This window comes from Alphaproteobacteria bacterium SS10, from assembly GCA_019192455.1.
Classification (GTDB): domain Bacteria; phylum Pseudomonadota; class Alphaproteobacteria; order TMED2; family TMED2; genus TMED2.
The window spans coordinates 509,626-524,307 of record JAHCML010000003.1 but is presented as its reverse complement, the minus strand read 5'-3'; the positions used below and the strand labels follow the sequence as shown (position 1 = coordinate 524,307).

The 14,682-nt window shown below is 57.7% G+C and carries 14 protein-coding genes and 2 tRNA genes; 10 read left to right on the top strand and 6 right to left on the bottom strand.

Annotation, left to right across the window (positions count from 1 at the left end; all coding sequences use genetic code 11):
- Positions 1 to 19 precede the first annotated feature (19 nt).
- From KI792_02820 to KI792_02785, 8 genes are all read left to right on the top strand, one after another.
- Positions 20 to 1,336, top strand: a complete 1,317-nt coding sequence (locus tag KI792_02820; protein ID MBV6631947.1) for a hypothetical protein — start codon at positions 20 to 22, stop codon at positions 1,334 to 1,336.
- 234 nt (positions 1,337 to 1,570) lie between these two features.
- Entirely contained in the window at positions 1,571 to 2,932 is a 1,362-nt protein-coding gene (locus KI792_02815; GenBank protein ID MBV6631946.1) for a substrate-binding protein, read from the top strand.
- A 178-nt stretch (positions 2,933 to 3,110) separates the two neighbouring features.
- A complete protein-coding gene (locus KI792_02810; protein ID MBV6631945.1) occupies positions 3,111 to 4,142 on the top strand; it encodes a branched-chain amino acid ABC transporter permease in 1,032 nt (343 codons plus the stop codon).
- A 4-nt stretch (positions 4,143 to 4,146) separates the two neighbouring features.
- Positions 4,147 to 5,358 (top strand): branched-chain amino acid ABC transporter permease, encoded by a 1,212-nt coding sequence (locus tag KI792_02805; GenBank protein ID MBV6631944.1) that lies wholly within the window; start codon positions 4,147 to 4,149, stop codon positions 5,356 to 5,358.
- 36 nt (positions 5,359 to 5,394) lie between these two features.
- Positions 5,395 to 6,150, top strand: coding sequence for an ABC transporter ATP-binding protein (locus tag KI792_02800; protein ID MBV6631943.1), 756 nt, complete (start codon positions 5,395 to 5,397; stop codon positions 6,148 to 6,150).
- Positions 6,147 to 6,998, top strand: a complete 852-nt coding sequence (locus KI792_02795) for an ABC transporter ATP-binding protein (protein MBV6631942.1) — start codon at positions 6,147 to 6,149, stop codon at positions 6,996 to 6,998. The genes KI792_02800 and KI792_02795 overlap by 4 nt, the downstream gene beginning before the upstream one ends.
- 28 nt (positions 6,999 to 7,026) lie before the next feature.
- On the top strand, positions 7,027 to 7,497 hold the full coding sequence (locus KI792_02790) for a cupin domain-containing protein (protein MBV6631941.1): 471 nt from the start codon (positions 7,027 to 7,029) through the stop codon (positions 7,495 to 7,497).
- 139 nt (positions 7,498 to 7,636) lie between these two features.
- Positions 7,637 to 8,050, top strand: coding sequence for a response regulator (locus KI792_02785; GenBank protein MBV6631940.1), 414 nt, complete (start codon positions 7,637 to 7,639; stop codon positions 8,048 to 8,050).
- A 44-nt stretch (positions 8,051 to 8,094) separates the two neighbouring features.
- Here KI792_02785 and KI792_02780 read toward each other — a convergent pair.
- A tRNA-Tyr gene (locus tag KI792_02780) sits at positions 8,095 to 8,179 on the bottom strand.
- Between the two features lie 177 nt (positions 8,180 to 8,356).
- Between KI792_02780 and rlmB the strand changes: the two genes are divergently transcribed.
- Positions 8,357 to 9,271 carry a 23S rRNA (guanosine(2251)-2'-O)-methyltransferase RlmB gene (gene rlmB / locus KI792_02775; GenBank protein MBV6631939.1) on the top strand — a complete coding sequence of 305 codons (915 nt, stop codon included), beginning with the start codon at positions 8,357 to 8,359 and terminating at the stop codon, positions 9,269 to 9,271.
- Here rlmB and KI792_02770 read toward each other — a convergent pair.
- Positions 9,268 to 9,840, bottom strand: a complete 573-nt coding sequence (locus KI792_02770; protein MBV6631938.1) for a hypothetical protein — start codon at positions 9,838 to 9,840, stop codon at positions 9,268 to 9,270. The genes rlmB and KI792_02770 overlap by 4 nt on opposite strands.
- A gap of 301 nt (positions 9,841 to 10,141) precedes the next feature.
- Between KI792_02770 and KI792_02765 the strand changes: the two genes are divergently transcribed.
- Positions 10,142 to 10,217, top strand: a tRNA-Thr gene (locus KI792_02765).
- A gap of 55 nt (positions 10,218 to 10,272) precedes the next feature.
- Here KI792_02765 and KI792_02760 read toward each other — a convergent pair.
- From KI792_02760 to crtI, 4 genes are read right to left on the bottom strand one after another with little or no spacing between them, the layout of a single operon-like run.
- Positions 10,273 to 11,142, bottom strand: coding sequence for a Brp/Blh family beta-carotene 15,15'-dioxygenase (locus tag KI792_02760; protein ID MBV6631937.1), 870 nt, complete (start codon positions 11,140 to 11,142; stop codon positions 10,273 to 10,275).
- Positions 11,139 to 12,287, bottom strand: a complete 1,149-nt coding sequence (locus tag KI792_02755) for a lycopene cyclase (GenBank protein MBV6631936.1) — start codon at positions 12,285 to 12,287, stop codon at positions 11,139 to 11,141. Before KI792_02755 ends, KI792_02760 begins: the two co-directional genes overlap by 4 nt.
- The gene (locus KI792_02750; GenBank protein ID MBV6631935.1) at positions 12,274 to 13,176 is read right to left on the bottom strand and encodes a phytoene/squalene synthase family protein; all 903 of its coding nucleotides are present in this window, start codon (positions 13,174 to 13,176) and stop codon (positions 12,274 to 12,276) included. The genes KI792_02755 and KI792_02750 overlap by 14 nt, the downstream gene beginning before the upstream one ends.
- Positions 13,176 to 14,669, bottom strand: coding sequence for a phytoene desaturase (crtI, locus tag KI792_02745; GenBank protein ID MBV6631934.1), 1,494 nt, complete (start codon positions 14,667 to 14,669; stop codon positions 13,176 to 13,178). Before crtI ends, KI792_02750 begins: the two co-directional genes overlap by 1 nt.
- Positions 14,670 to 14,682: the final 13 nt, after the last annotated feature.

The following is a 14,682-nucleotide window of genomic DNA, read 5'->3' as shown; positions in this document are numbered from 1 at the left end:
CAAAGAACCATCTAGCGCCATGCTCGCCCTCCTACTCACCATTGTTATCTTCGTCGGCCTTATTGGCCTCGCCCGCACAAAGCTCGGTGGGTCGCCATTCCGCGACTACCTGTATCTGCCTTGGGGTCAGATGATTGACCTGCCGCCACAGGCTGAAAAAGTTTGGGCCGACCCCGTGCGTAAGCCGAGCGAGCTGGCCCCAGAGGCACGGCAAGCACCAAGTCATCTTTTAGCCCTGCTCGTGAACCGTGACCGGTTGGCGCGACCACTGCTCAGCATGTTGATCGATATGTCCATGCGCGGCCTGCTGAAGATCACCTGGAACCCGCGCAGCGAAGACTTCATCCTTCAACGCCAGCCGATTGAGGATGCTAGCAAGCTCAGCAAACTTGACCGCGCCCTAATGTCAAAACTGTTCCCGAATGAGGCGACAGAGCTGACGATTGAATGGCGGAACTCTGACCTGCTGGGCGAGGCGCGCCGACTGATTGAGCGCGCCAACAAGAAGCGCCTGGGCAATACCCGCATTTCTGTTCCACACCCGCTAATGGGCGGACTGCTGGGTGCGATAGCCCTGATGATCATATTTGTGATCGGCAGGACGGAGGCAGGCTCCAGTGGTTATATCGTCAGCTTCATGACGATGATCTGGCCCCTGCTGCTGCTCTGGACGGCGGGCCTTGCCATGAAATCAAAGCGTGCCAGCAAGGCGACCGGGGTTAGCCGCTATCAAGACCGCTTCTACCTGATGGCCACATTATCGCTCGGCATTTGCATCATGATGCTTTCCAGCGTCGTCGTCTTATCCATCGCCGTTGGCGTTATTGGCGCGCTGGCGATCGTTCTATCTGGTTTTTCAATCCCATTGCTGCGGGCCTGGATCCGCGTGTCGGAGAAGCCGGGCAGGGGCCACAAGATCGCCGCCTCTTGGCTGCAGCATTTTAAGGCGGGCGAACGACAAGAGAGCGACTTGGAAGCAGCGAAAGCAAAGCTGGCCTGGCGTGACCTAGGCGCGGCCGTTGCAGTTGGTGCTGAACACTCATGGATGGCGGCCGCCCAGCTTCATGTTGATATCAGCGATCCAGATGAAGAAGGCGAAGAAGAGCCATCGGCACCAATCGATCAATCAATCGATCCCGATAATCCGAGCGTGAAGATTCCGAAGGCCCTTTCTTTCGAACAGAACCCGATGCCGCTGCTTGCCTTCCATCACCATATTACCGATGGGCTGTGGGTCGATCTGTGGCAGGCACTGCTGCTCGATTATACCATTCGACTGCGCGATGAATTGCCGATTGGCAAGAAGCCCAAAGCGGTAGAATCCAAATCGGCGTAACGGCTGTTTTCAGCTAGGAAACCTGATCTATCCGCAGCAGGCCATCGCCGCCAATATACAAACCGAAGTACTTGTAATCACTATACAAGTAACCCCGACAACCAATGCTAATCACAGGCAATTGCGTCAAGCGGTTTGTATACAATCGATAAGTCATATACTCTGCCTTCCGTCGCCCAATTGCTGCACTTATTGTGCAGCGCAACAAGAGGCGGTTTTTACCGGGAGGAATTAATGAGTAACACGAGAGATTTTACCAGACGTCGTGCGCTCCAGACTGGAGCAGGTGCGGCGGCTGTCGCCGCAGTCGGCGCCCCCTACATCATTCCAAGCACGGCCCATGCGCAGAGCGGTTACCGCAACGCGCCAACGGGCAGCACCGTGACCCTTGGCTTTAACGTTCCACAATCCGGCCCTTACGCTGATGAGGGTGCGGATGAGCTTCGCGCTTACGAGCTTGCCGTTGAGCACCTGAATGGTGAAGGCGATGGCGGCATGATGAACACCTTCTCGTCTAAGGCGCTGAAGGGTAACGGCATCCTGGGTAAGAAGGTCGAGTACGTCACCGGTGACACGCAGACCAAGTCTGATGCCGCTCGTGCGTCCGCTCGTTCCATGATTGAGAAAGACGGCGCGATCATGATTACCGGTGGTTCATCCTCCGGTGTTGCGGTTGCTGTGCAGGCTCTCTGTCAGGAAGCCGGCGTGATCTTCATGGCGGGCCTGACCCACTCGAATGACACGACCGGTAAAGACAAGAAGGCGAACGGTTTCCGTCACTTCTTCAACAGCTACATGTCCGGTGCGGCACTGGCTCCTGTGTTGGAAGCCAACTACGGCAAAGGCCGTAACGCCTATCACCTGACCGCTGATTACAACTGGGGCTACACGACTGAGGAAGCGGTTCGCACCTCGACCGAAGCCATGGGTTGGAACACGGTTGAAACGGTTAAGACGCCACTGGCACAGACCGACTTTTCATCCTACATCGCGCCTGTTCTGCAGTCCGATGCTGACGTTCTGGTCCTCAACCACTATGGCGGCAACATGGTGAACTCACTCACCAACGCCGTACAGTTCGGTCTTCGTGACCGTGTGGTGAATGGTAAGAACTTTGAGATCATCGTTCCGCTCTACTCCCGCCTGATGGCGAAGGGTGCTGGCGCGAACGTGAAGGGCATCTTCGGTTCTACCAACTGGCACTGGTCACTGCAGGATGAGGGCTCCAAGGCCTTCACCAAGTCCTTCGGTACCAAATATGGCTTCCCACCGAGCCAGGCGGCACACACCTGCTACGTGCAGGCGATGCTGTATGCTGACGCGGTTGAGCGTGCTGGCACCTTCAACCCATGCGGCGTTGTTGAAGCCCTTGAAGGCTTTGAGTTTGACGGCATGGGTAACGGCCCAACCCTATACCGGGCTGAAGATCACCAGTGCTTCAAGGATGTCCTGGTCGTGCGCGGTAAGGAGAACCCCTCCTCCGAGTTTGACCTTCTGGAGATCGTCGAGGTCACCCCGGTGTCGCAAGTCACCTATGACCCGAACCACCCACAATTCGCTGGTGGTCAGCTGGGTACCTGTAACCCAGGTGCATAAACACTGAAACTGGAAGCCCTAAAAACCGGGCTTCCATTGGGATTTGGCTATCGGCCGCGGTTCTAGAATCGCGGCCGATACCGCCCCCAAAAAGCTAGTTAAGGCCAACGATAATGGCCGGAAAAGAAGGGTAGAGCCGGCAAACCGGTCACCTGGATCAAAGGGAGAGCGCCGCGGCATGGACGCGATAGTACTTCAGGTATTAAACGGCCTGGATAGGGGTAGCGCCTACGCGCTAATCGCCCTCGGACTTACACTGGTATTCGGCACGTTAGGCGTTGTTAACTTCGCCCATGGTGCGCTGTTCATGCTTGGCGCGTTCTGCGCGGTTACGCTGAATGTGATGCTTAAGACGTCGTACCAGACGATCGATGAGACCCGCACCGACTTCCTCGGCAACCCGCTCAAAGTCGACACCCCCTATATCTATGACTGGTTTGGCCCTGAAATGGGCGCCGGGATCATTGAATGGTCGGTACCGATCTCGATCCTATTCGCCATACCGGTTATGGCGTTTATCGGCCTCGCGATGGAGCGCGGGCTGATCAAGCACTTCTATCACCGCCCCCATGCGGATCAGATCCTTGTCACCTTTGGCCTGGCCATCGTGCTGCAAGAGATCATTAAGTATTTCTATGGCGCCAACCCGATCCCAACCCCCGCCCCTGGCAACATGCAGGGCAGCTTGGATGTGGGTGCGTTCCTTGGCTTCGACCCGGGCAGTATCATCTATCCTTATTGGCGATTGATATACTTTGCCTTCGCGGCTGTGATCCTGGGCAGCGTCTTTGCCTTCCTGCAATACACAACCTTCGGCATGGTGGTGCGCGCCGGTATGGCAGACCGTGAGACGGTAGGCCTGTTAGGCATCAATATCGATAAGCGCTTTACCATCATGTTTGCGCTGGCCGCCTGCGTGGCTGGCCTGGCGGGCGTGATGTACACGCCGATTAACCCACCAAACTATCATATGGGGATGGACTTCCTGGTCCTGTCCTTCGTCGTGGTGGTTGTGGGCGGCATGGGGTCGCTTAGCGGTGCCGTCGCCGCCGGGTTCCTTCTCGGTATTCTGGAGTCCTTCGCTTCGATGCCGGAGGTGATTGCCCTGCTTCCCGGTATCAATCAGATCATCATCTACCTCGTAGCCATCATCATTCTACTGACGCTGCCCCGCGGCCTTATGGGTCGTAAGGGCGTGATGGAGGAATAAGACCATGTTGGGCCTTAACCGGCAGGACACGATCCTGTTTCTCTTTGTCATTGGGTTGGTGGTGTTCGCCCCCTTCCTGTTGAACCCGTTCCCCGAGAATTCCGAACTTGCGCAGTTCAATGCCGGTTATCCGGATTTGATGCAGCGCTTCATGATCTTCGGGATCTTTGCGATTGGCTTTAACATCCTGTTTGGCCTGACCGGCTATCTCAGCTTTGGTCACGCAGCGTTCCTGGGTGTCGGCTCCTATGCCGGTGTTTGGACGCTTAAGCTGCTGACCATGAATGTGATCCCGGCGATCTTCGTCTCGATCCTGTTCGCTGGTGCGTTCGCCGCAATTGTGGGCTTCGTCTCACTACGCCGGTCGGGGATCTACTTCTCGATCCTGACGCTTGCCTTTGCGCAGATGTCGTTTGCCCTCGCCTACTCGGTCCTGACGCCAATCACGAATGGTGAGACGGGTCTGCAGCTAGCACTGGATGACCCACGTATCCTGGGCGTCAGCCAGGTGAATGGCTCGATCCCACCAACCAATCTGTTCGGCATTGATATGCGGGCCGGGTTTGAACTCATGATGGGACCATGGGTGTTCAACTTTAACTTCGGCTACTACCTCTGCGCCGTTGTGATGTTGGTCGCCTTCTACATCTCAATCCGCATCTTCCGCTCCCCCTTTGGCATCATGCTGAAGGCGGTGAAGACCAACCAACAGCGACTTCGCTACACGGGCATTAACCCAAAGCCATACACCCTGGCGGCCTTCATCATCTCTGGCATGTATGCCGGGCTGGCAGGCGGCCTGATGGTGGCGATGGACCCACTTGCCGGTGCTGAGCGGATGCAATGGACCGCCAGTGGTGAGGTTGTCCTGATGACCATCCTCGGCGGTGCGGGCACCTTGCTGGGCCCGGTCTTTGGCGCGGGCATGATCAAGTACTTCGAGAACATCTTCTCTAAGATCAACGACAACATGCTCTATGACTGGTTCTCGTTCATGCCGCAGGCGGCGCAAGACTTCTTTGTCTTCGTCATCCACCCCTTCATCGGTAAGGGCTGGCACCTGACCCTGGGCCTCATGTTCATGATGGTGGTGATCTTCCTGCCAGGTGGCCTAGTTGAAGGCGCACAACGTCTTGCACGCCTATTCAAGCAGCGTCGCGACAATAAGAAGTCGGACGAGCCACCAGCGGCCGCTACCCCAGCACCAACAGAGTAATCGGCACCCGATAGGCCGAGTGAGAAGAGACAGCGTATGGGCATTCTAGAGATTAAAGACGTCAACAAACGCTTCGGCGGCCTAAAGGCGCTCGACGCGGTGAATATCAATGTGGAGGAAGGCAAGGTCCACGCGATTATCGGCCCGAACGGTGCCGGTAAGTCGACCCTGCTGAACTGCCTGATTGGTCGCCTCGAACCCGATACCGGGACCGTGCAGTTTGATGGCCAATCCCTGATGAACCGTAAGCCGCATGAGATCAATCAGATGGGCGTCAGCCGGGTGTTCCAGACACCTGAGATCTTTGGCGACCTAACCCTGATTGAGAACGTCATGATCCCAGCCCTAGCGAGCCGTGATGGTGCGTTTACGGTGAATGCCTGGGGCGCACTTGAAAAGGATATCGAGGTTCGCGACCTCGGCATGCAAAAGCTGGCGGAGGTGAACCTCGCCGATAAGCATGAGGTTCGTGCCGGTGAGCTAAGCCGTGGTGATAAGCGGCGGCTAGAGCTGGCCATGTGCCTAATCCAGAACCCGAAACTGCTGCTGCTTGATGAGCCAACCGCTGGCATGTCACGGGCAGATACCAACGACACCATTGAGTTGATGAAGACCATCGCTGACACCGGCGTGACCATGGTCGTGATTGAGCACGACATGCATGTGGTCTTCTCACTCGCCCACAAAATCTCAGTGCTGGCACAAGGCACCGTGATTGTTGAGGACCTGCCCGAGAACATTAAGGGCAACCCGAAAGTACAAGAAGCCTATCTGGGAGGGGCTCACCAATGACCGCGTCAGACAGCCAAACCCCAGAAGCAGAAGCTACCGAAGCAGAGGGCAAGCCCAAGCAAGTCGGTGAAGGTTCCCTCGGTTTTGATTACGCCAGCGCGAAGGCACCAGGCGTCGATCCTGTAACCGCGCGTGGTAGCCAGCCAGCCTTCTTCTCTTGCTGGGATCTGCAGGCCTATTACGGCGAAAGTTACATCGTCCAGGGCATTAGTTTTGAGGTCCGAGAGGGTGAGATCCTTGCCCTGCTTGGCCGGAACGGTGCCGGCAAGACCTCCACCCTTCGCGCAATCGCTCGGGTCGATAACCCTGAGCTGCGCCACGGTGAAATCTGGCTCGACCATAAGCCACTACATGAAATGAAATCCTATCAGGCGGCACAGGCTGGCCTGGGCCTCGTGCCAGAGGATCGCCGGATCATTCAGGGCCTAACGGTTGAAGAAAACCTCAAGCTGGCACAGATCGCCCCCGGTCATGGCTGGTCGTTGGAGCGTGTCTATGACCTGTTCCCACGTCTTGGCGAACGCCGCACCCAGGAGGGCACCACCCTCTCCGGTGGTGAGCAACAGATGCTCGCCATTGGCCGCGCCCTATCCCGGGATGTGAAACTGCTGCTGCTCGATGAACCTTATGAGGGCCTCGCCCCTGTGATCGTTCAGGAGATCGAGAAGACGCTTGAGAAGATTAAGACCCTGGGCATGACCACAATCATCGTTGAGCAGAACGCCATTGCCGCCCTGCACCTCGCTGATCGGGCAATCATCCTTGATACCGGTCAAGTCGTCTTCGATGGTGTCGCCAAAGAAGTGCTCGATAACGAGCAGCTTCGTAAGGATTACTTGGCGATCTAAAGCCTCACCGTTACGGGATGCATCTGACATGGGTGGACGGTTCAGCCATTTGCCTCCGGGCGAGGGCGTCGATTACGACCGGGAAAATGACCACACCTTCGTGAAGGTTGCCGCAGAGGATACCGACGGCGCCTACACGCTAATGGAAGATAACCTCAAGGCATCTTTCCAGCTCGGCCTCCACCGCCACGACCACCATGCTGAGACGTTCTATTTCCTCGAAGGGGTGGTGGACTTCTATGCCGATGGACGATGGATCAAGGCCGTGCCCGGCACCACAATCCATGTGCCACCTGGCATGCCGCATGCCTGCCGGGCCGGCAATGGTGAACCAGCTAAGATGCTGATGATCTATCAGCCCTCAGGCTTCGATGGTTTTTTGGCGGAACTCGGTCAGATGGCCGAATCAGACTTCCAGGACGAGGCCAAGATGATGGCGCTGAATGAGCGCTATGACATCATTATGATGGGACCTGTTCCCCCACATCCCGACGACTAACCTCGCAAAGCGATCACGGCCGATCACAAACCGGTCGTGATGTCTCACGCGCCCTCAACAGCCTGTGAGAGCCCCTAGTCGAACCACGTACCAGAATAAACAATCCCTTAAGCGACGCAGCGACAAGGGAGAGCGCGCAATGTTGGACCGCCGAGGCCCATCACTGGATTTCATTCGGATATTGGTCGTGGAGGATGACCACGGCCTCTGCGATGTGATCGCCGAGACACTGCGATTTCTTGGTATCCGGCATATTCGCACCGCCAATGACGGTGGTGAAGCATTTGAGGAGCTGATTGGCCAACGGCCGGATATGGTTCTCTGCGATATCGATATGGAACCGGTCTCAGGCCTAGACTTCCTCGCCAAGCTTCGCGGCGTGGCAGATCGTGATGTCGCAGAAACGCCGGTTGTCTTCCTAACCGGTAACACAGAGGAAATGACCGTGATGCGGGCCAAGGAATTGGCCGTAAATGGGTTCCTGGCCAAGCCACCGCGGGCAGGCACCATTAAGACCGCGATCAATCGCTGCCTGGGCACCGTATTCGACTAAACTGATTGTCCTGGAAGACTGGGTCGTCGCCGCTTAAGGGCTGATGGTGGAGGGGGTAGGATTCGAACCTACGTACGCTATGCGGGCAGATTTACAGTCTGCTGCCTTTAACCACTCGGCCACCCCTCCAAACCGGGTCCCATCGTCTGGGAAGGCCAGGAGCAGGGAAGTAAGGCGATTGCCCCCGACCTGTCAACGGCTAAGCGCCAAGAATCTCCGCTTTCGCTTTCCACTTGGCGCGTAATGGCAAACTGCGATAGTGCACAGCGCTAGACAACGCCTTCGCGCCAACCTGATCAGCCCCATATGAACGACCAATCCAAATCCAAGAACCGCCGTCGGCGGCGCCCCCATCGTCCGGATGGTAAGGGTGGTGGCAAGCCGCAGCATCAGCGCGGCGGCAAAGGTGGTGGCCAGGATCAACGACGCGGCCGTGGTGGCAGCGGCGGCGGTGGACAGATGCTGCAAGCCAAGGGTTATTGGTTGCACGGCCTGCATGCGATCGCTGAGGCCCTCCTGAACCCCAAGCGTCGGATCTATAGCCTCAACACCACCCAGTCGGGCTTGGAACTGCTGCAGCCGCATCTAGATGCGGCCGTGGCCGCTAAGATGGGTCGCCCAACCCCAACCCTGATGAGCCCGCCGGATTTCAACGCCAAGATCACCGACGCCCCTGGCCATAACGGTATCGCAGCCGATGTGGCTCCCCTTGATCAACCAGACCTACCATCACTGATCGACAAGCTGCCAGATGGTGCGGGGGCGGCACTGGTCATCCTCGACCAGGTGACGGACCCACATAACATTGGCGCGATTATCCGCAGTGCCGCGGCCTTTGGTGCCGTTGCCGTTATTGGCCAGGATCGGCATGCGCCGGATGAGACGGCAATCATGGTCAAAACCGCATCCGGTGGGATGGAACATGTGCCCTATGTGAAGGTGACCAATATCGCGCGCACCCTCACCTGGCTCGATGAGCATGAGTTCCTAAGCGTCGGTCTGGATGAGCGTGGTGAGACAACCCTAGCTAAGGTTGAGATGCAGCCACGCATCGCCTTCGTGATGGGCGCTGAGGGTAGTGGCCTTCGCCGGCTGGTTTCTGAGCGATGCCAGAAATTGGTCCGCCTGCCGACCCAACCACCGATTGCCAGCCTTAATGTCTCCAACGCCGTGGCGGCCAGCCTGTATGAATGGCGACGGCTTGATGAGCCGGGCGCCTAAGCAAAGTAGTCGACGATATCGCCGGGGAACCGGCGATCAACGGCGCTGTACGGCCCACTCATCTCCATAAAGCCTGATGTACCGCCACCGGTTGCACCCTGTGATGCGGGCATCGGCGTCGCCAGCACGCCATCCGGCGTCATCTCAAAGGCGACGATTGCGTCATCGCCCGTCGAAACTGGTGGTGCCAGATCAACGTCGACAAAGCCTGGCTGAGTTAGCTTTGGCACTTCTGGAAAGTCAGCTTGCGGTGCGCGGCTAGCGCCCGCTGGCGGCGCATCGAACAGGCCCAAATAGGCCGTCACGGCAAAGCCTGTGCGATCAGTTAGGTTACTGGGCGTGCGGCCATAGACCGGGGCACCGAGCTGCAACTGCTCATCCGCGGCCCGTCCGGCCATCAAGGCACTAACCTTGTCCCGGGCGGAAAGCTGGGACCAAATCTCGGCCCGCTCTGTCGCGATCAATCCCATATTGGGCAGAAAGGTTGCCGGTGCGGTTAGAGGCCGAACCTCCGCCGCCACCGACAAACCATTCCCAGATGGCCGCCCACTGGCCATCTGCCCGGACATCGCCGCTTGCGCTAAAGGAATGCTAACACCCACGTTTCTCGCTTCCCCGAACCAATCCGTGTCAAAATGCGTTCTGCATCACCAAGCGGCGTTCAACACCAACCCGGTGACAAAGGTTTACAAGTGATGAACGCCCCATCGCCAACCTGACGTGCCATTCATCTTGGTAAACAAGTGATGCCCGATTTCGGTTAACGGGCCCTGAATTGACCGGAACTGAATTAAGAAATGAGTCAGCTGAGAGCGGTTGCCACAAAGCGCGCGTAGCGTTAGTTTCCCGCGCAGCCCATATGTGGCCATGGCCGGCTTAGCTCAGTTGGTAGAGCAGTGGTTTTGTAAACCGAAGGTCGGGGGTTCAAGTCCCTCAGCCGGCACCATTCGCCTTAAAGCACCGAGCAGCTCAGCTTTGACCACTGCGCCCGACAGTGAAAGTCAGCTGGCTAGATCCCGGCGCCATAGGCTCTCAACCAACAGCATATGCGGCACCGTTAGCGCGGCGAGGCCGATAAAGATCACCTGAACGGTGGCCACGGATAAGGCGGCCGGCAACAGCACGACCGCGCCCCCAGCCCCAATCATCGTGACCAGCCAAATGGGCAAGGCCCGACGGATACCGTTGGTGAACGGCATTTTAAGCGCTGAAAGTGTGTCGCCAATATGCTTGGGCGAATGCGCGATACAGAAATAGACGGTGAAGAACACCAATGGCGGCGCCAATAAGCCCAGCGCCATAAGGCAGGTGAACTCAACCAGAACGACCCGCTCAACACGAGTTGCGAGCATGATGCCAATACTGGCCGGCACCACCGCACATGCCGTCCACTTCATGGCCAGTGCGATGCTAACGGCCCAATCTTGCGGGGCCAAGAAGGCAAGAATCTGGATCGTCTGCTCGATCTGCAGAAGTGCAGCAACCGAGATGATGGCAAAGCCGGGGAGCAGATGCAGGCCGCGCTTCAAATGCTGACGCCAGTCACCGCCAAAATGCACCGCTGAATAGATCAGAAACGCAACCAGCGCCGGTCCGGGCGCCGCCATCCAGGCAAGCAGCACAGCGCCAGCAATCAGCAGGTAAAGGCCCAGAAAGGCGACTATAGATTGCACTGATGGCAACGGGCGTAAAACCTTGGCAATCTCAAGGTCCAGGCATCCATGGGGCAGCCCCAGCACGGCAATCATCGGCACGATGAACCACAGCTGCCAGGTTAGGTCGTTGCCCAGCAAGACGCTCGCCATCACCGCAGCCGCGCAGCTTGCGATAAGGATAAGGGGCCCAACCCTTGGCTGGCTCTCCGAACTCATGATTGCAACCTTAGGCCCAGCGCTTGCTGCAGGAATGGTTGCATTGGCAGCGCCCGCATCACCGCATAGCGATCGGTCATCCTCTGCGGCCCACTTAAGAACCGCTCAAGCCGGTCTTGGGGCACATGCTCAAACAACTCATTAAACATGGCGGGTGCGCGATCTGGCATGGCTTCCAGGACCCCAAGGAACACACGGTCCATCCAGCTGGTGAAGAAGCCATCTAGCTTGGCCCTCGGCGCCTGCTGTCCAGCTGCGACCTGTGTTGCCAGTTGTTGCGCCTGATCAAGAATACGGAGGAAGGCGTAGCCGGTGCTGGCCCGCGCACCACCACCTGAGAGGCCAATCTTGCAGTAGCCGGGATCCCGTGCGCCATCGGTTCGGTATCCAGCCACCATTGGTATGAAGCCCTGTTCCCGCCGATACTCGGTGACCATGCTGCCATCCGTGATCAATGCCAACTCATCAATCAGCCAACGTTCCATCTCGGCCTGATCCGGTTGGCTGGCGCTAAACCTCGTTACCTCGATCAGTGCGTGATCCGGTGCAAATGGCAGGAGGTAGAGGAAATCGATGGCGCCTGGTTCAGCTGTTTTACGAAACTGCATGAGCTGCACTGTTACATGGTCAAAGCATCGGCGATCAGTGCGAACCTCACAGCCGAGGAAATGCTGGCCATACGGCAGCGCATTTGAACGGCCGGGGCGGCTATCGAAAACGACCTGTGAGCGGATTTGGCCGTCACTCGTCTCAGTCACCCAAGTCTGTGACCCAGGGTCAAAGCTGGGCATGCCATGGGCTGTGTGGCCCAGCTTGAGGTCAACCACACCAGGCAAGTCGAGCAAGGGCGTGGTCAGGTTTTGATAAACCCTGGCGGAGTCTAGGGTGGTGTAGCGGTAGCGATCGCCATGCCGTATGATCTGCCGCTCACCAACACCAACTGACCAACATTGCCATTGCCCTTGAATGGCATCATCGAATGGTGGCCGCCCTTGATGCCAAAACGACCAAGTACGGTCAGCTGCATACTGCTCCCGCGGTTCAACGATGATGGCACGGATATTGCGGGCCCATAGGGCGTTACCAAGGGCCAGGCCGGACAGGCCACCGCCCAGGATAACCGCATGGGTATCAACCGCTGGCATGGGCAATATCGGTCAGCGCCGCCTGAAGGTTTGCATCATGGGGGGCTGGCCATCCCTTATCGCTAGAGAGGGTGATAACGGTTTTGGCCGATACCAGTGCTTTCCGCCACTTCGGCACGACGACCCGCTTGCGATCATATCGGTAACCCCGACGGGTTATTGTTTGACCAATCTCGCGATAGACCGCCGCCGCAATTGCAATACCCTGGCGGGTGCGTCCCGGTAGATAGTCGAGACCAGCTTGGCCAGATTGATAGTACCGCTCGGCCAGCGTCAGCAGGCGTTTCAGGGCCTGTTCAATCTGCGTTTGCTGTTCCGATGATGGGGCAAGCAGGTCATCGGGTTCCAGTCGAACCCAGCGTGCTGGCAGATAGCGCCGGTCCATCCCGGCATCCTCATAAACATCGCGGCCGATATTGGTCAGCTGCATCGCAATGCCAAGGTCAATGGCATGACGCCGTGCGACCGGGTGATCAATGTCGAGCACATCGCACATCATCAGACCAACCGTGCCGGCGACGCGGTAGGCATAACGGACCAACGCATCCTGATCCTTTAGCCTCACCCGGGTCAAATCCTGCTCGACGCCATCGATCAGATGATGAAGCGCTGACATGGTCAGGCCGACCGAGCCTTGCAGTTCAACAATTCGCGCGGCCAATGGGTGATGCCCCTCACCAGCCAGCGCAGCGCGAAGACAAGCAAGCTCAACCCTCGCCAGATTGGCCGGCTGATCATCGGCGATATCATCAATGGTGCGGCAAACGGCATAGAGGCGCGCCGCCTGTTCGGCCTGGCTTGACGGTAAGAACCGAGCGGCCCAGGCAAAGCTTTTGCCGTGGCGTGCCAGCGCCTCATCGGCCGATTGCTGAAGCGCCCTCTGTTCCATCACAAGGCCTCAGTCGCTGCCGGGATCAATTGATCCACCACCTTCGCTGAGGACACCACGCCCGGTAGCCCCGCACCGGGATGGGCGCCAGCACCAACCAGGTAGAGCCCAGGTATCGCCTCGGCCCGATTGTGAAACCGGAACCAGGCTGACTGGGTGAACTGGGGTGCGATGGAGAAGCCAGCGCCGTCAACGCTCAGATAATCCTGTGCGAAACTGTCTGGGGTCATCGCAAACTCCGAGCAGATGGACCCTTTAAGCCCGGGTAGGATGCTGCCATCCAGCGCATCCACAATGCGCTGCCGCAGCTTTGGCTCCTCAACCGACCAATCAATTCGGCCCTGCTGATTTGGCACCGGGCAGAGCACGTAGAAGCTGTCACAACCATCGGGGGCAAAGCTTGGGTCCGTCGCAGTCGGCCGATGCAGGTAGAGAGAGAAATCATCGGCCAAACGCTTACGGTTGAAAATATCGTCCAGTAGACCGCGATGGCGTTTGCCAAACCAAACCGTGTGGTGTGCCACATCTGGCCATTGATGTTTTGCGCCGAAGAATAGGACGTAAAGGCCCATCGACAGCCTTGCGTGTTTCGAGCGCAGCTTGGCCGTCGCATTAACTGCATCGGCGGGCAACATGTGACGATAGAGGTGAACCGGATCCGTGTTGGAGATGATCAAATCAGCACGATGGATTTGCCCGTCCTCAAGGCGGATTCCAGCCGCGCGACCATTCTCAATCACGATCTTATCGACCGTGGTGCTGGTATGGATGCTGATCCCCTCCTCACCCATCAGCTTAGTCAGGCCATCAACCAGCGCCCCCGTGCCGCCCATGGGAAACCAAACCCCATGCTCCCGCTCAAGGTGATTGATCAGACCATAGATGCTGGTTTTCTGATACGGGTTCCCGCCCAGCAGAAGTGGCTGAATTGAGAATGCCCGGCGGATGCGGTCATCCTTCATAAACCGGCAAACCATCTGCCAAACCGTCTCGTAGCTGCGCAAACGGAGCAGCGACGGCAGGTACTTCACCATCAGTTTGGGATCATGAAACGGTGCATCGGATAGCTTGGTGAAAGCGAGGTCATAGATGCGGCGCGCATGCTCGTTAAAGCGGCGATACCCCGCCACATCAGCGGGGTTGATACGGGCGATCTCAGCTTCGGTCGCTTCCTGTGTCGGGCCATAATCGAACTGGGTGCCATCCTCGTGAAAGAAAAAGCGGTACCATTGCTCTGGCTCAACCAGCGTCACATAGTCCTTCAGCTGCTTGTCATAGAGGGCAAATAGCTCCTCAAACAGGAAGGGGGCGGTAACGACCGTGGGCCCGGCATCATGGTGAAAACCATCACGCTCAAACACCTGTGCGCGGCCACCCAGCCGTGGGCAACGGTCAAAGATATCGACCTCATAGCCCTTGGCCCGTAAACGCAAAGCGGCGGCAATGCCGCCAAAACCGCCACCGATGACTATGGCATTCTTCGCGCCACGCATGGAGGATTGGGGT